This window comes from uncultured Chryseobacterium sp. (assembly GCF_936933875.1).
Classification (GTDB): domain Bacteria; phylum Bacteroidota; class Bacteroidia; order Flavobacteriales; family Weeksellaceae; genus CAKZIK01.
Map to the genome: position 1 here is coordinate 74,520 of NZ_CAKZIK010000022.1, position 17,107 is coordinate 91,626.

Here is a 17,107-nt window from a genome sequence, read left to right on the forward strand (position 1 = left end):
GTAATAAATCGCGTCTCTACAATGATGTGCGTGTTTTGAAAACCCTGGTTAAAACTGTGAATTCATTTTAAGCAAAGGTTCTATATATTCCCTGTCGTTACTTAATCTCGGAACTTTGTTTTGTCCGCCGAGTTTTCCGCGTTCTGACATCCAGTGATAAAAAAGTTGTGGTTTTGCAACGTGAATTACAGGCTTATTCAACGTCATATTATTGTACCGTTTTGCTTCGTAATCCGAATTGATAGCCTTCAGACTTTCATCAAAAACCTGAGTGAAATGGTCGAGATTATTGGGCGATTTATTGAATTCGAAAATCCACTCATGTGCTCCCGAATTGCCGTCCTTCATATAAATTGGAGCTCCAGTGTAGTCCGAAACTGCCGCTTCAGTTGCTGAACATGCATGCGAAATTGCGGTTTCCACATTATCAATCATCAGTTCCTCACCGAATGCATTGATATAATGTTTCGTTCTTCCCGAAATTTTTATTCTGAACGGATTTAAACACGTAAACTGAATTGTGTCACCAATTAAATAACGCCATAATCCACCATTGGAAGAAATTACCAACGCATAATTTTTACCGATTTCCACTTCTTCAAGCGTTAACGTTTTTGGATTGGATGAACCGAACTCTTCCATCGGGATAAACTCGTAGAATATGCCGTAATCCAACATCAACAGCATTTCATCACTGCCATCCTGGTCCTGAATCCCGAAGAATCCTTCCGAAGCATTGTAAATTTCGTAGTAATTGATGTTTTTTCCGATAAGGCTTCGGTATTGTTCTCGATACGGTTTGAAACTGATTCCACCGTGAAAAAACACTTCCAAATTCGGCCAAAGTTCTGAAATGGAACCGTTTCCAGTTTCGGTGAGAATTCTTTGAAGCAAGACCATCATCCAACTTGGAACTCCTGTTAAACTTCCGACATCTTCAGATTTTACTTCGGAAACAATCGCCTGAAGCTTGGTTTCCCATTCCGACATTAAAGACACTTTTTTGCTCGGAACTGTGGTAATTTCAACCCAAAAAGGCAAATTTTCAATTAAAATGGCAGATAAATCACCATATTTTGTATTGAAGTCGCCATACATTTCGGAACTTCCACCCAACCGTAAATTTTTATTAGTAAAAAGTTGATTTTCAGGATGATTATTGGCGTAAATAGAGATTAAATCTTTTCCGGCTTTATAATGGCAGTCTTCCAAACTGTCGTCTGTAATAGGAATGAATTTACTTTTCGCGTTCGTAGTTCCCGAAGATTTGGCGAAATGACGAATGCTTCCCGGCCAAATGACATCTCGTTCTCCCTGTCTTGCCCTTTCAATATAAGGTTCGAAATCTTCATAAGTTACAATCGGAACCCGATTCTGAAAATCTCGTATGGAAGAAATATCTTTAAAGCCGAATTTTTTACCGTAAAAAGTTTCTTCAGACCTGAAAAGATTGGAAAAAAGCACGCCTTGTTGCGTTTCAATCGGGTCGTTCATGAAATTCTGAATTTGGTCTATCCGTTGCTTGATGAACCAATTCACCACCGAATTGAAAAGTGCTTTTGTTGCCATTCTGACAAAAATAATAAAAACTTTCGTTCCTGTAAAACCATTTCATCGTTTCAGAGTACTAAAAATTTGTAACAATTTAAAAAAACATTCGTCTAATATTCTAAAAGCTAAAAATGACTAAGGTTTTTGCATTTCTGTTCTCACTAAGCGCAGTTGCTGTTTTTTCTCAAAAAAAATGGACGCTTCAGGAAGCCGTAAATTATGCTGTTGAAAATAATCTTCAGGTTCGCCAAAGCAATTACAATAAACAAATCCAGGAAAATACGCTGGAAATCTCCAAGAAAGAAAAATTGCCGCGAGTTGCCGGAAATGTAAGCAATACTTTTAATTTTGGACAGGGACAGGATGTTTTTGGGAACAGCCAGAGAAACGATAATTTCAGTAACAATGCGAATGTAAGTGGAGATATTTTACTTTTCAACCACGGAAGATTAGAAAAAACTGTTCGCAAAAATGAGTTCGATGTAGAAGCCTCTTCGCAGGATTTGGAAAAAATTAAAAATGATATTTCTTTGCAGGTTGCTGAACAATATTTGAATGTATTACTGAACAGAGAAATCGAAAAAATAAACCAAAGCGCTCTGGATAATGCTGACAAAATGTACAGAAGAGCGAAAATTACAACTGAAGTCGGAACTACTCCAAAAACAACACTTGCTGAAGCCGAAGCTGCAGTTGCAAGAGAAAAACAGAATGTAAAAACGGCGGAAATTAATACTAAAAGATCATTATTCAGCTTAGCACAGCTGCTTCAAATAGAAGACTACAAAAATTTTGATGTTCAAGATGTTGCACTCCAAAACAAATTGGATGCTCCTCTTTACTCTGCTGAAGATGTTATTAATAAAGCCTACGAAAATCAGCCTCAAATAAAGGCTTCCGAAAGCAGAATAAAATCTGCGGAAGCACAAACTGAAATTGTGAAAACCAACTTTTGGCCAACCGTTTCAGCAAATGCGGGAATTGGAACTTATTATTATAATTCACTGGTAACCAACAATATTGGCGGCTCTCAACTATATATTTCGGAGAAAAGTTTCTTTACTCAATACAAAGATAATTTTGGGCAACAAATTGGCGTTTCTGCAAGTATTCCGATTTTCAATAAAGGAATTACAAAGCTTCAGGTAGAACAATCTAAGCTCAATGAAGAAATTGCAAAAAATACTTTAAGCCTGCAAAAACAGGAAGTTTTGCAAAATGTTCAGCGTGCACAGTTCAATGCAGAAAGCAATTACGCAGTTTATCTTGCCGCTGTTGAAGCCGAGAAAAGTTCTGCTTTAGCGCTTGATTTTGCTGAGAAAAGTTACGAAGCCGGAAGAACGACGATTTACGATTTGAATATTGCCCGAAACAACTATGCGAATGCAAAAGGTTCGGTTGCACAGGCAAAATATAACTATCTTTTCAGCCAGAAACTCCTGAATTTCTATGCAGGAATTCCTTTGAGTCTGTAAAATGTCTGTAAAAAATTTAGAAAAATATCTTCCCGAAAATACACTTCCCTACCTCAGAAGATGGTTTGGTGAGCATTATATCCATATCAAAATTACGCGTGGAAGAAACAGTAAATTAGGAGATTACCGTAGAATGCCCGACAAATCGCATCAGATTACGGTGAATTCTACTCTGCAACCACAGTTGTTCTTTTTTGTTCTCACTCACGAACTCGCACATCTTTTGGCATTCGAAAAATTTGGAAGCCGAATTGCTCCGCACGGAATGGAATGGAAACATACTTTTCGCGATATGCTTTTAGAAAGTATTGAAATCTATGAAGAAGATTTAAAACCTATTATCAAAAAATTTTCACTGTCGCCGAAAGCCAATTTTATGGCGAGTCCCGATTTGGTGAGATACTTTCACATCGAAAATCTGGAAGAAAATCATTATTTTATTGAGCAACTTGAAGTCGGCAACAAATTCATTTACAGACAACAAACGTATATTATCCAGGAAAAGCTGAAAAAGAATTATATTTGCAAAAATCTCAGCAACGGCAAAAATTATATTTTTAAACCTTTAGCCAAAGTTGAAAAAACAGACATCTAAATGAGCACCAACAATTACTGCGTAATTATGGCAGGAGGTATCGGAAGCCGTTTCTGGCCGATGAGTACCATAAAATTCCCAAAACAGTTTCAGGATATTTTAGGAACAGGAAGAACGATGATTCAGCAGACGTATGATAGAATCAGCCAGATTATTCCGAATGAAAATATCTTTGTGATTACCAATAAAGAATATGTTGAGCTTTGCCAAAGCCAACTTCCGGATGTTCCCGCCGAAAATATTGTAGGAGAACCGATGATGAAGAACACTTCTGCTTGCAACCTTTATATGGTAAACAAAATCGCGGAGAAAAATCCTGAGGCAAACATGATTGTGCTTCCTGCGGACCATTTAATTTTAAAGGAGAAAAAATTTATAGAGAAGGTTTCTCTTGGTTTCGATTTGGCTTCTCAAAATGATTATTTAATTACTTTAGGAATCAAACCAACGCGTCCTGATACAGGTTACGGCTACATCCAATATTTGGCGAACGAAAAAGACGAAGTTTTTAAAGTAAAAACATTTACCGAAAAACCAAATCTTGAAATCGCTAAAAGCTTTCTTGAAAGTGGTGATTTCCTTTGGAATGCCGGAATTTTTATCTGGAATGTAAAATCCATTTTAAAAGCGTTTGAAAAACATCTTCCGGAAATGGTTCAGCAATTTAATTTTTGCGAATATAACAGCAACCGCGAAGCTGAATGCATCGAACTGATTTACCCGAAAGTGGCTAAAGTTTCAATAGACAATGGAATTTTGGAGAAAGCGAAAAACGTTTATGTAATTCCTGCAGATTTAGGTTGGAGCGATTTGGGAACGTGGACTTCCGTTTATCAGAATGCAGAAAAAGATGATAACAATAACGCGGTGAAATCTAAAAATATTCTGACTTACAATTCAAGAGGAAATATTATCCGTTTGAAAAACAATAAAAAAGCTGCTGTAATTGATGGTTTGAAAAACTACATCATTGTCGATACCGAAAAAGCTTTACTCATTTGTCCACGCGACAACGACCAATTGATAAAAGATTATGTCCTCGATTTGAAGAACTTAAAAAAAGGAGATAAATACATCTAATACATTTCCGGAGCAAATGCTTCGGATTTTTTTTTTAATTTGGTTCGTGCCTTTGTGTTGAGTTTTTTATTAATTTTATTAGATAAAACACAAATATGCTCGTAAAAATCTACGGAAGTGCTATTCATGGAGTTTCTGCGCAAACCATCACAATTGAAGTGAATGTTGACCAAGGCGTTGGTTACCATTTAGTAGGACTTCCCGATAATGCCATCAAGGAAAGTTCTCACAGAATTTCTGCAGCGCTGAAAAATGTCGGTTTCAAACTTCCCGGAAAAAAAATTACCATCAATATGGCTCCTGCAGATTTGCGCAAGGAAGGCTCCTCGTATGATTTAAGCATTGCTATTGGAATTCTCGCAGCTTCAGACCAGATAAAGGCTGAAAACCTTGGAGACTATATCATCATGGGCGAACTTTCTTTGGATGGAGGTTTACAACCAATAAAAGGCGTACTTCCGATTGCCATTAAAGCCCGAGAAGAAGGATTTAAAGGAATTATTTTACCCCAGCAAAATACCAAAGAAGCAGCCATAGTTGCAGATTTGGAAGTTTACGGTGTAGAAAATATTAAAGAAGTAATCGATTTTTTCAACGAAGATATTCCGTTAACTAGAACAGAGCTCGACACGAGAAAAGAATTCCACGAAAAAATGGATATCTTTCCGTTCGATTTTTCTGAAGTAAAAGGGCAGGAAACCGCAAAACGTGCAATGGAAGTCGCAGCTGCAGGTGGACATAATATTATTTTGATTGGTCCTCCCGGAAGTGGAAAGACAATGCTCGCAAAAAGAGTTCCGAGCATTTTGCCGCCTTTAACTTTGAAAGAAGCTCTGGAAACCACAAAAATTCATTCAGTTGCCGGAAAAATTGGTGCTGAAACTTCGTTGATGACTGTTCGTCCGTTTCGTTCTCCACACCATACCATTTCTGATGTCGCGTTAGTTGGTGGAGGAAGTTATCCTCAACCAGGTGAAATTTCTTTGGCGCATAACGGCGTTTTGTTTCTGGATGAAATGCCCGAATTTAAAAGAACGGTTCTCGAAGTGATGAGACAGCCTTTGGAAGACAGAGAAGTCACTATTTCCAGAGCAAAATTTACGATTAACTATCCCGCAAGTTTTATGCTGATTGCAAGTATGAATCCCAGTCCGAGTGGATATTTTCCCGACGATCCCAACAACACTTCTTCATTCTCCGAGATGCAAAGATATATGAACAAACTTTCTGGACCACTTTTGGACAGAATTGACATTCATATTGAAGTTCAAAAAGTAGAGTTCGAACAGCTTTCTGACAAAAGAAAAGGCGAAGACAGCAAACGTATTCGTGAAAGGGTTTTAAATGCTAGAAAAATTCAGCAGGAGCGCTATAAAAATTCTGATATTCACTACAATGCGCAAATTGGTCCAAAAGAAATTGAAGCGCATTGCGAACTCGATGAAACGTCAAAAAATCTCATCAAAACGGCTATGGAAAGACTCAATCTCTCAGCAAGAGCTTATGACAGAATTTTGAAAGTTGCGCGAACGATCGCAGATTTAGAACAATCTGAAAAAATAAATTCCAATCATATTGCAGAAGCTATTCAGTACCGCAGTCTTGATCGCGAATTTTGGAACGCATAAAAAAATCCACTTCTGTTGAAGTGGATTCCGCTATATAGGCATTTGTGTCTGTTTTGGAATTTAAAAAATTCCTGTTTTTGTTTTGAATATGTTTAAAGCAAAATCATTTGCTTAGATCCAGTTTCAATTGTGTTTTTGTATCAAAAAAATTATCAATAAATGGAGCGCAAAGAAAATCTCCTTAAAAGGCCCTCATTTTTGAGAGTGCAAAAATATAAAAAATACAGCAAGAAAAAAAAATTATTTACTTGCTAATGAATGGTTTAATGTTCTTTTTATTGGTGTTTTTAGGTTGTGCTTCTGCCCCAAGATTATAAGTAAATCCAATTCCGAGCGTTTGCTTGAGTTGCATTTTTTGAATTTGATCGTGATCGTAAACCATATCTAAACTTACCACGGCATTAATAAATTTATTGAATTTCATATTCAGCACACCGGAATAATTGATATCGACTCTTTCGGTATGATATAGATAATTAGAGAAGAAATTAAGCTGGTTAATAAGATTAATGTCTTTAATAATTTTGATTCTGTACAAAATATTCAGCATTGCACCAAGCTCACTTCTTACGCTTTGTCCGTCTTTTTCCAAACCATATCTTCCTGCAACCTGTAATTTCGGATCTGTTACAAAAGTGAATTTACCGTTCAAAGGTCTGAAGATGACCTGAAAATTTTCGTTGGGATTGTAAGCGATACCCAAACCAGCATTCAAGTAACCTGGAGCCATAAATTTAGAAACACGGTCTTCATAATTAGGATCAGGAGTAAGTCCGTAATTATAACCCGGCGTAAATTGCGACAAAAATTGGTAACCTGTTGACAGATAGTAATTCCTGCCTAACTCATACCCGTAATTGGTCATTAAATTAATATAATCTTCAGTTTTTCTGGTGCTTTGTCCTTTTGCAGCCACAAAACCATAACCCAACTGCAATATATTTTCAAGATAATGTTTATCTTTTTTATAGCTTAAATTGTAATTTATTTTTCCAATAACACCAATATTATTGTTACCACCGCTGTTCCAGTTCGAAAAGGTAGATTGATTGAACACCAAATTATTCTGTCCAAAGAAAAACCAACGCTGCTCTTCAACGCTGTTTACTAAGTTAAAAGGTGTGATAGGAACTTCTTCCGGAACTTGGGGAACAAAAATTTCATCCTCAACAACAACCGTATCTTTCGGATTTACATCAATTTCAACGTACACCGGATTCGCAAGGCTGTCCAAATCCAGCGCAACACTGTCCCATCGCTGTTGCGAAATGGAATCTATCTGTTTCTGAAAATTTTTATTTCGTTGGGCAAAATTAAAGCCCATCACCAACATCAGGATAAGAAGAAGTAATTTTTTCAAACCAAATTCATTAAAAATCAGTGCAAAAATAGAACATCTTAAACTTTTAAACTTACATCTTATGCTCAAAATGTGTTCTTTTTGTCCTAAAACCAAAATTTTAGATAAATTCATAGACAAAATTGCAGAGTTTCTTTTGTGGCAATTTTTTTGTGAAAAATAATCAATGGTTAAAAAAGCAATCTCTCCACAAGCGGTATTATATCCTTTCCTCATGCTTTGCGCGATGTGGTTTGGATTTTTCCTGCAGAATCATTGTTTTTTTGAAGCCTGTAATGGTGCAATTATTCCTTTAGTTCCGGAAGGTTTGAAAGGAATATTCTTGAGTCCGCTACTTCACGGAAATTACGAACACATTATCGGAAATTCTATTCCAATCGCGGGGCTGATGTTTTTGCTTTATCAATTCTATCCTAAAATTGCCAACAAAATATTTTTTACAGGCTGGGTTATTTCCGGACTTTTGGTCTGGCTTCTTCCGCCAATAGATATTTTCACCGGCGAAATGTTTTACAGCTGCATCATTGGAGCCAGTGGTTTGGTGTATGTTTTGGCGTTTTTCTTATTCTTTAGTGGCGTTTTTCGTTGGAATATGAAACTTTTGACCGTTTCTCTTGCTGTTGCATTGTATTACGGTGGTTTGGTTTGGGGAATGCTTCCGGAAGAATTATTTTATAATTTGGAAGAGCCAAGCAGAATTTCTTGGCAAAGTCACCTTTCAGGAGCTATAGTTGGAGTAATTTTGGCTTTCATTTTTAAAAGAATTGGGGAAAGAAAACAAAAATTTATCTGGGAATATCCTAATTATTATAATGAAAAGGACGATAAACTGTGGCAGGACTACAAAGAACATCACCCTGAAGACTTTTTGGAAATGCCTTACAAGAAAAAGGATGAAATTTGGGACAGACTCGATGAGCTGCGTAGTAACAGCTGATTTTTTCCGTACATTTACCTGTAAATAACACAAATGTTTTCCGAAGAACATCTTTATTCCATCGCACTGAGGAAGTGCGCTTTCGTGGGAGATTCCAACTTTAAAAAATTGGTTGAAAATGCCGGTTCTGCGGAAGAAGTATGGAAAACTCCAAAATTAAAACTTCAGAAAATTAACGGAATTGGTCAAAAGATTTCTGCTGAAATTGGCGAGAAAAGCATTCTTGATTTTGCCGAAAAAGAACTGAAGTTCTGCGAGAAAAATGGAATCAACATCAGGTTAAGACACAAAAATGAACTCCCGAATTTACTTTCAGAATGTGATGACCCTCCTTCTGTTTTGTATGAAAAAGGAATTTTTCCCGAAAAATTAAATGCGATAAGTATTGTTGGAACAAGAAACTGTACCGCTTACGGAAAACATTTTATTGAAGATTTATTAGAAGAACTAAAAAACCATGGCGTTGTAACGATTAGCGGACTTGCTTTAGGTGCAGATGCGGAAGTTCATGAAAAATCTTTGCAAAAAAATATTGCAACAGTTGGCATTTTAGCCCATGGTTTTCACACTTTTTATCCTTCAAAGAATAAATTGCTTTCCGAAAGAATTTTGGAAAACGATGGCGCTCTTTTCACTGAATTTAATACTTCCCAAAAACCCGACAGGGAAAATTTCATTCAGCGAAACCGAATTATTGCTGGGCTCTCTCCCGCAACCATTTTAGTGGAATCTGCGTTTGGTGGTGGTTCCATCAGTACCGTAACTTTTGCGAATGGTTATAATCGAGACGTTTATGCGCTTCCCGGAAAAATCACTGACAAATACAGCCAAGGTTGCAACCAAATGATTGCGCATCACAAAGCTTTTACGATTACCACCATTAAAGATTTGGTCGAAAATTTAGGATTCAACAAACCAAAAGAAAGCACAGGCGAACTTTTCCCAACCTCCGAAATCAAACTGCAGCTCACTGAAAAACAGGAGTTAATCTATAATTTCATTAAACAGAATCCTTACATTACTTTAGATGAACTTTCAGACCTTTCTGAATTTGCAACCTACAAAATTTTGCCTTTAATCTTAGAACTGGAACTTTCGGGACACATCAAAACATTTTCGGGAAGACAATTTCTGGTGATATAGAAAAAATGCATTTCATAATAATGCATTAATTAAGTGTTAACAAACTATTTTCCACAATGTTATGGTATAAATTATGAATTTAGTAAAATTTTAACGCAAAAACAATAAATTTTCGTTAAATAACATTTCGAGACTTGCGAATATTGAAAAAAAAATTAAATTTGTTGACAATATTAATCACCCTTTTTAAGATATGGAACATTATAATGTTGACCAGAAAATTCAGGAGTTTATTGCAAAAATTGAAGCAAAGAACCCAAACGAACCTGAGTTTTTACAAGCTGTAAAAGAAGTTGCAGTAACCGTTATTCCGTTTATCGCTACAAGAAAAGAATACAACGGAATGAAGCTTTTGGAAAGAATGGCAGAAGCTGAAAGAATCATCATCTTTAGAGTTCCATGGGTAGATGATAAAGGAGAAATCCAAGTAAACAGAGGTTTCAGAATTCAAATGAATTCTGCAATTGGTCCATACAAAGGGGGAATCCGTTTCCATCCAACTGTAAACCTTTCTGTACTGAAATTTTTAGCATTCGAACAAACGTTCAAAAACTCTTTAACGACGCTTCCGATGGGAGGTGGAAAAGGAGGTTCGGATTTCGACCCGCAAGGAAAATCGGATATGGAAGTAATGCGTTTTTGCCAGGCTTTCATGACGGAACTTTGCAAACACATTGGTCCGGAAACTGACGTTCCTGCAGGAGATATTGGTGTTGGAGCCAGAGAAATCGGATACTTATTCGGACAGTACAAAAAAATCAGAAACGAGTTTACAGGAGTGCTTACCGGAAAAGGTTTGGCGTACGGTGGTTCATTAATCCGTCCTGAAGCTACCGGTTTCGGTGTGGTATATTTCGCAGAGCAAATGTTGAAGACTAAAGGCGAAAAAATTGAAGGAAAAACGGCTGCAGTTTCCGGTTTCGGTAACGTTGCTTGGGGTGTTGTTAAAAAATGGACAGAACTGGGCGGAAAAGTTTTAACTATTTCTGGTCCAGATGGATATATTTATGATGAAGACGGAATTTCCGGAGATAAAATTGAATATCTACTGGAACTTCGTAACTCTGGAAACAACAGAGCTGAAGATTATATTACCAAATATCCTAATGCAAAATTTGTTGCCGGAAAACGTCCTTGGGAAATAAAATGTGATGTAGCATTCCCATGTGCAACCCAAAACGAACTGGATTTGGAGGACGCTAAACATTTGGTTGCCAACGGTTGTATGTGTGTAACTGAAGCTGCAAACATGCCTTCAACTCTGGACGCTATTAATTATTTCTTGGATAACAAAGTGTTGTTCAGCCCAGGAAAGGCTTCCAATGCAGGTGGTGTTGCAACATCAGGTTTGGAAATGACGCAGAACTCTATCCGTTTGAACTGGACGTCTGAAGAAGTAGATGCAAGACTGAAAGAAATTATGATTGGAATCCACAAAGCTTGTAGAGATTACGGGAAAGAGGAAGACGGTTATGTTAACTATGTAAAAGGTGCAAACATCGCAGGTTTTGTAAAGGTTGCCGAAGCAATGTTGGCTCAAGGTGTAGTATAAAAAAAAGCCCGGAAATTTTCGGGCTTTTTTATTGATAAATCCTGTCCCGGGATAATGGGAAATAAAAAGTAAAGTGAAAGGAAATTCCCGAACGTTTTTGTTCGGGAATTTTTTTGCATAAAAAAAGGATACGAAAACCGTATCCTTCTTCTTCAATTTTTACTTTTTACTGAATAAAATCTATTTTTTAGATTTTTTTGCTTCTTTATTAGGTTTATCAGCAGAAACTTCTGCTTTTACCTCAGTTTGTGCTGCAACTGCTGATTTTGCATTGGCATTTTCCTGAGCGTTAAGGTTTGCATTTACACCCGCATCTACAGCCGGAGTTGTCGCTTTTACTTCTGCTGCTTTTTCTGCTCCTGTTACAGAAGTTGTTGTGGCTGTTTGTGCTGTTACAGATGCAAAAGGTGAAACTTCTTTTGTTTTTTCATCTGCTCCTTTAAGCGTTTTCATTACAGCGGAATCTGCTGTTGTTGATTGCTGTGTAACTGTAGCCTTAGTTTCTGTCTTTTGTGCGTTAACCATCACAAAACCTGTTGCAGCAAATACCGCCGCGAAAAGTAACCTTTTCATAATTTTAAATTTTTTAGTTTACGCCATTATAAACGCTGGTTAAAGCTGATAAATTATCTGGAAAAGATTTTTTTAAGATTGTTTAATATTTTTTGAGATCTTCTAACGTTGATTTTTGAGATTTTCCGTTAATTTTTCCAAAAACGAAAATGCTGCTGGACAAATTACCGTGTTTTTCAACATTAAATGATTGATTTGGTAAATCTTCTTACGGTCTGTGTGCGGATATTCTCTACAGGCTTTTGGACGGACATCGTAGATGGAACAGGTGTTATCCTCATTCAGAAAGAAACAAGGAAGATTTTGGAGAACTTTATCATTGTCTTCATCTACTCGTAAAAATTTTGCTTCGAAATCAGCAGGTTTCATGCGAAGATGTTTGGAAATTCTTTCAATATCTTTTTCTGTGTAAAGCGGACCGGTTGTTTTGCAACAGTTTGCACATGAAAGGCAATCTATTTTTTCAAATACCTGTTCATGGGTTTCTTCCACCACATAATCGAGATTTTTGGGTAGTTTCTTTTTGAGCGTTTCAAGGAATTTTTTGTGTTCCTTTTGTTTTTGAAGCGCCTGTTTTTTGTAGAATTCTAAATCCAAAGATTTTTGGTTTGAGGTTGTTTGAGAGTTTGAACTTGCTTGATAACGTTGTGGCAAATTTAGTTAAATAAGCAAGATGAAATTTTTGATTATGTTTGAGATTGTTTGATAAGGTTGGGACAAAGTTGACAATGTCACTCAATTCTTTTTTATTTTTTGCAAGACCTTTCTTTTGATATCCTGAATGCGGCAGCGATGGAAGTGAAAATCCTTTTTACGCGGCGGCTTCGCCGCCGCGTAAAAAGATTGCAGCGGACGTAGCGTTCGTCCGCCATAAAAATGATGATTACACTCATAACCAATCTTTTTAAAAAACCGTAATTTTGAGGCATGAAAAAGTTGGAAACAAGAGAGGATATCGAGTTGCTTGTGAATAAATTTTACGACAAAGTTGGACAGGACGAAACGATTGGCTTCTTCTTTAACGATATTGCAAAAGTGAACTGGGGCGAACATCTCCCGAAAATGTACAAATTTTGGGAAACGTTGCTTTTCGGGCAGGTTTCTTACAAAGGAAATCCAATGGCAGCGCACTTTCCCATTAACGAAAAATTACCCATGGAAAAATTTCATTTCGAACACTGGCTGAAACTCTGGACTGAAACCGTGGAAGAAAATTTTGCAGGCGAAACCGCAGATTTGGCAATTTACAAAGCTTCGAATATCGCCAATTTAATGGCTTTTAAAATGGAAACCGCGACGAGACTTTCCGGAAAACCTTAAGGAAAAATTACGGTAAAAATATAGGCTGCAAGATTTACCAACAATACCGTTCCGTAAAGGATATTGGTTTTGCCGCGGCTTAAAGAAAGCATCACGATAAAAACTGAAAGCGCAAGCAGAATGATGGATTTAATATCCAATCCTAATACAAACGGAATATCATAAATAATACATACCACCGAAACTGCCGGAATTGTTAAACCAACACTCGCCAACGCAGAACCAAGACCCAGATTGATAGATGTTTGGATTTGATTTTTTCTGGCAGCCATAATTGCGGCCAGTCCTTCCGGAAGTAAAACCACTGACGCAATAATTACCCCCACTAAAGCTCTTGGAGCTCCCATGCTTTCTACAAAGTCTTCAATAACAGGAGAAAGTCCTTTTGCCATAAAAATTACGACTGCGAGACAGACAACCAAAAGAAAAAGGCTTAGAAAAGTTTTTTGGACTGATGGAAGTTCTCCTCCATTTTCTTCGGCTCCTTCTACAATAAAATAATTTCTGTGTCTTACGGTTTGTACCATCAGAAACACGCCATAAATCACAAGACAGGCAATAGAAACAAAAATAAGTTGCGGTTCCGAATAAAACGGACCATGAACACTTGAGGTAAAATTCGGTAAAATAAGTGTGAGAACAAGGATAGCAATTAAGCTTACTAAGTAGGTTGTTGCGGAACTTCGCGCAAAAAACTGTTCACTATATTTTACACCTCCAACGAGAATACAGACTCCTAAAATTCCGTTCAAAATAAGCATGACTGCCGCAAAAATGGTATCTCTTGGATAAGTCATTGCTCCTTCTCCACCGGAAAGCATGAAGGATATTATCAATCCCACTTCCAAAATCGTAATACAGATGGCCAAAACAATGGTTCCATAAGGTTCGCCAACTTTGTGTGCCACAACTTCAGCATGATGAACTGCAGCAAGAACGCTTCCAAAAAGAAGTATTCCACCGATAGTATTGGCAGAAGTTCCGGCATCTTTCAGAAAACCAGAGAGATAAAAGATTGCAGAAATAATGGGAAGAATATTATACCATTTTAGGAAATAGCGCAGCTTCATATTTTGATTTTTTACAAAATACGACTTTTTCGTCCTAAAACAAATCAAATTTTAATTAAATCTGAGCTAAACAACGCCAAAAATAAAAATCCTGAAAATCGGTAAACATATGAAAAAGCAAACCTACTGCGATGATTTTGTAGTTGCCTTTTAGAAATATAACACCTAAAAAGTAAAGCGCAATCATTGGATAAGTATGTAAAGGATGAAATCCTACGCTGCTTCTGTTGGGGTCGAAAATTGGGTTGGCGAAAACGTGGTCTACATCCACCAACATCGTTGCCAACATCATGAGATAAGCTTTCTTCCATTCTTTTCGAAAAAACATGTAAGCAATTACTGCCGGAAAAATAATGTGCAGAAAGTAGTGCACAAACTCTCGTAAATATAAAAACTCGCCCATTAAATTCTGCCTTTTAAGAAATCCTGACGCAAATCTTCATCCAGTTTTTCAATAGAATAACGAAGTGTGGTTCTGGGCATTTTTTTGTAGTGCCGTTTGAGGAAATCCATGAGTTCTTGTTGGTTTTTTTCACCCATTTCGCGCAACAACCAACCATTTGCTTTGTGCATTAAATCGTGTTCGTGGTGTAGGTTTTTCAATGCCAATCCTTTCAACAGTTCAAAACTGTTTCCTTTTTTGAGGTGCCACATGGTAGAAACAATTGCGATTCTTTTGCTCCACAGATTTTCTTCTTCGGATAATTCTTTAAGAATAGTATCATCTTGATTTTCAAAACAATACCGTCCCAAAATTTTATAGCACGAATTGTCCACCAAATCCCAGTTGTTAACGAACTTTTTATTTTTCAGATAAAATTTTACAAGTTCGTCTTTCTCTTTTGAATCATTTGATTTTTCGAATTTTGTAACGAGCATCAGCAAAGCAGTGTGACGATGTTCGTGAATTTTGGATGAAAGCAATTCTGCCAATTCTTCGAGAGAAATTTTATTCCAGAATTCTTTGGCCACTTTTCTTTGGTCGGGAACGGTAACGCCCATAAATTCATCACCTTCAGCATATTCACCAGGACCAGCCTTGAAAAAACGCGGAAAAAATTCTGCCTTTTCTTTGCTGGAAAGGAATTCAAAGGCTTGTTGGATGTCATTTATCATTGTAAAGTCGTTGAGTTGTAAAGTTGTAAAGCTGTAAAATTATTTTGCATTGACTGATTTGTGAAGTGCGATCAACTGATTAGAAATTTTTTCTGCATTACTTCTCAATTTCTGATATTCATCTTCGTTCAAAAATTTTAAATCTAAACAAAGAATGAGAAAATTAATAACCTCAATGCAGGAACTGTACGAGATATTTAGAAATCTTGCTTTTTCCACCTTTGTGCTTCTTGCAAAACCTTCAGCAATATTTGCTGTTATACTTAAAGAAGCTCTTCGAATTTGGTTAGTAATTCCAAATTTTTCTTTTTCAGGAAACCATCTGTGATAACATAAATATTTTTTACAAATGCTCTCGCGTTTTGCCAAACATCAAGTTTCTCAAAGTAATATTTATGTTCCATCAATAATCAACTTTACGACTTCACGACTCAATAATTTCTAAACTTCCTCATCATCAAAATACTCAAAGAGAAAATCGTTGTAAGGGAACCTTGAAATATGGATTTTCAAGACCTCATCGTAAATCAACTTCTTCATTTCCGGGAAGTTCTCTTTCGTTAATGCTGAAATAAAGACGGTAGGGAATTTAGATTTTGCCATCCAAGTGTGTTGCCATTCGTCCAGAGAAATGTTTTTTCTGGAAGAAGGCGTTAAATCATCTTCATCTTTTTTCTCGTACGCAAAAGCATCTATCTTGTTGAAAACCATAATCATCGGTTTTCTGTGCGCATCTATTTCCTGAAGAATTTGGTTGACAGAATTGATGTGGTCTTCAAAGCTTTCGTGCGAAATATCAACAACGTGAACCAGCAAATCCGCTTCGCGAACCTCATCCAAAGTTGATTTAAAAGACTCCACCAACTGTGTCGGCAATTTTCTGATAAAACCAACGGTGTCGGTTAGTAAAAACGGTAAATTTCCGATAACGACTTTTCTTACTGTGGTGTCAAGTGTTGCAAACAATTTATTTTCTGCGAAAACTTCAGACTTTGAAAGCGCATTCATCAACGTGGATTTCCCAACGTTCGTATAACCAACCAACGCAACACGAACCATTTTTCCACGGTTTTGGCGTTGTGTGGACATTTGTTTATCGATCGTTTTGAGTTTTTCCTTCAACAGGGAAATTCTGTCGCGGATAATTCTTCGGTCGGTCTCGATTTCTGTTTCACCGGGACCGCGCATTCCGATACCACCTCGTTGACGTTCCAAGTGGGTCCACATTCTGGTTAAACGTGGCAAAAGGTACTCATACTGAGCGAGTTCCACTTGTGTTCTTGCGTATGAAGTTTGGGCTCTTTGCGCAAAAATATCAAGAATCAAATTGGTTCTGTCGAGAATTTTTACTTCGAGTTCTCTTTCTAAATTTTTGAGCTGAGACGGCGTAAGTTCGTCATCGAAAATAACGGTTCCGATTTCGTTTTCTTTTACATAATCACGAATTTCTTCCGCTTTTCCGCTTCCGACAAAAGTTTTGGAGTCGGGCTGAGACATTTTTTGTGTAAAACGTTTGTCCACAGTTGCTCCAGCGGTATAAGCCAAAAACCCGAGTTCATCAAGGTATGCTGTGAGTTTATCTTCGTCCTGATCTTTGGTAATTAAGCCTACCAAAACGGCTCTTTCGTAGATGTGTTCTTTTTTTTCGAGCATATATTATTGTTGCTTTCCGCGTGGGGCGGTTTGCTTTCGCTTTTGGCAAAATTA

General features: G+C 37.0%; 17 protein-coding genes. 8 read left to right on the forward strand and 9 right to left on the reverse strand.

Features of this window, described 5'->3' with window-relative positions:
- Positions 1–48: 48 nt before the first annotated feature.
- A complete protein-coding gene (locus Q0252_RS03310; protein WP_297983807.1) occupies positions 49–1,569 on the reverse strand; it encodes a GH3 auxin-responsive promoter family protein in 1,521 nt (506 codons plus the stop codon).
- A 113-nt stretch (positions 1,570–1,682) separates the two neighbouring features.
- Here Q0252_RS03310 and Q0252_RS03315 point away from each other — a divergent pair, with 113 nt between their 5' ends.
- The 4 genes from Q0252_RS03315 to Q0252_RS03330 all read left to right on the forward strand — a co-directional run bounded on the left by Q0252_RS03315 (position 1,683) and on the right by Q0252_RS03330 (position 6,329).
- Entirely contained in the window at positions 1,683–3,026 is a 1,344-nt protein-coding gene (locus Q0252_RS03315) for a TolC family protein (protein ID WP_297983809.1), read from the forward strand.
- Position 3,027: 1 nt separating this feature from the next.
- Positions 3,028–3,621 carry a SprT-like domain-containing protein gene (locus Q0252_RS03320; RefSeq protein ID WP_297983811.1) on the forward strand — a complete coding sequence of 198 codons (594 nt, stop codon included), beginning with the start codon at positions 3,028–3,030 and terminating at the stop codon, positions 3,619–3,621.
- Positions 3,622–4,701: a mannose-1-phosphate guanylyltransferase gene (locus tag Q0252_RS03325; protein ID WP_297983815.1), complete on the forward strand. Its 1,080-nt coding sequence runs from the start codon at positions 3,622–3,624 to the stop codon at positions 4,699–4,701.
- 95 nt (positions 4,702–4,796) lie between these two features.
- Positions 4,797–6,329, forward strand: coding sequence for a YifB family Mg chelatase-like AAA ATPase (locus tag Q0252_RS03330; protein ID WP_297983818.1), 1,533 nt, complete (start codon positions 4,797–4,799; stop codon positions 6,327–6,329).
- Positions 6,330–6,573: 244 nt separating this feature from the next.
- Here the strand turns inward: Q0252_RS03330 and Q0252_RS03335 are convergent, their stop codons facing one another.
- Positions 6,574–7,803 (reverse strand): DUF3078 domain-containing protein, encoded by a 1,230-nt coding sequence (locus Q0252_RS03335; protein WP_297983821.1) that lies wholly within the window; start codon positions 7,801–7,803, stop codon positions 6,574–6,576.
- A gap of 52 nt (positions 7,804–7,855) precedes the next feature.
- Here Q0252_RS03335 and Q0252_RS03340 point away from each other — a divergent pair, with 52 nt between their 5' ends.
- The 3 genes from Q0252_RS03340 to gdhA all read left to right on the forward strand — a co-directional run bounded on the left by Q0252_RS03340 (position 7,856) and on the right by gdhA (position 11,321).
- Positions 7,856–8,626, forward strand: a complete 771-nt coding sequence (locus Q0252_RS03340; RefSeq protein WP_297983824.1) for a rhomboid family intramembrane serine protease — start codon at positions 7,856–7,858, stop codon at positions 8,624–8,626.
- 33 nt (positions 8,627–8,659) lie between these two features.
- Entirely contained in the window at positions 8,660–9,769 is a 1,110-nt protein-coding gene (gene dprA, locus Q0252_RS03345; protein ID WP_297983827.1) for a DNA-processing protein DprA, read from the forward strand.
- Positions 9,770–9,962: 193 nt separating this feature from the next.
- A complete protein-coding gene (gdhA, locus tag Q0252_RS03350; RefSeq protein WP_297983830.1) occupies positions 9,963–11,321 on the forward strand; it encodes an NADP-specific glutamate dehydrogenase in 1,359 nt (452 codons plus the stop codon).
- Positions 11,322–11,501: 180 nt separating this feature from the next.
- Here gdhA and Q0252_RS03355 read toward each other — a convergent pair whose 3' ends face one another.
- Together Q0252_RS03355 and Q0252_RS03360 are read right to left on the reverse strand one after the other, a co-directional pair.
- On the reverse strand, positions 11,502–11,894 hold the full coding sequence (locus Q0252_RS03355; protein WP_297983834.1) for a hypothetical protein: 393 nt from the start codon (positions 11,892–11,894) through the stop codon (positions 11,502–11,504).
- A 102-nt stretch (positions 11,895–11,996) separates the two neighbouring features.
- Positions 11,997–12,491: a YkgJ family cysteine cluster protein gene (locus tag Q0252_RS03360; RefSeq protein ID WP_297984047.1), complete on the reverse strand. Its 495-nt coding sequence runs from the start codon at positions 12,489–12,491 to the stop codon at positions 11,997–11,999.
- A 330-nt stretch (positions 12,492–12,821) separates the two neighbouring features.
- Here Q0252_RS03360 and Q0252_RS03365 point away from each other — a divergent pair, with 330 nt between their 5' ends.
- A complete protein-coding gene (locus Q0252_RS03365; RefSeq protein ID WP_297983837.1) occupies positions 12,822–13,214 on the forward strand; it encodes a group III truncated hemoglobin in 393 nt (130 codons plus the stop codon).
- Here the strand turns inward: Q0252_RS03365 and Q0252_RS03370 are convergent.
- From Q0252_RS03370 to hflX, 5 genes are all read right to left on the reverse strand, one after another.
- Positions 13,211–14,284, reverse strand: a complete 1,074-nt coding sequence (locus Q0252_RS03370; protein ID WP_297983840.1) for an ionic transporter y4hA — start codon at positions 14,282–14,284, stop codon at positions 13,211–13,213. The genes Q0252_RS03365 and Q0252_RS03370 overlap by 4 nt on opposite strands.
- A gap of 55 nt (positions 14,285–14,339) precedes the next feature.
- Positions 14,340–14,687, reverse strand: a complete 348-nt coding sequence (locus tag Q0252_RS03375; protein ID WP_297983842.1) for a DUF6122 family protein — start codon at positions 14,685–14,687, stop codon at positions 14,340–14,342.
- Positions 14,687–15,400: a DNA alkylation repair protein gene (locus tag Q0252_RS03380; protein WP_297983845.1), complete on the reverse strand. Its 714-nt coding sequence runs from the start codon at positions 15,398–15,400 to the stop codon at positions 14,687–14,689. The genes Q0252_RS03375 and Q0252_RS03380 overlap by 1 nt, the downstream gene beginning before the upstream one ends.
- Positions 15,401–15,439: 39 nt before the next feature.
- The gene (locus tag Q0252_RS03385; protein ID WP_367174813.1) at positions 15,440–15,769 is read right to left on the reverse strand and encodes a four helix bundle protein; all 330 of its coding nucleotides are present in this window, start codon (positions 15,767–15,769) and stop codon (positions 15,440–15,442) included.
- A gap of 72 nt (positions 15,770–15,841) precedes the next feature.
- A complete protein-coding gene (gene hflX / locus Q0252_RS03390) occupies positions 15,842–17,053 on the reverse strand; it encodes a GTPase HflX (protein ID WP_297983848.1) in 1,212 nt (403 codons plus the stop codon).
- Positions 17,054–17,107 lie beyond the last annotated feature (54 nt).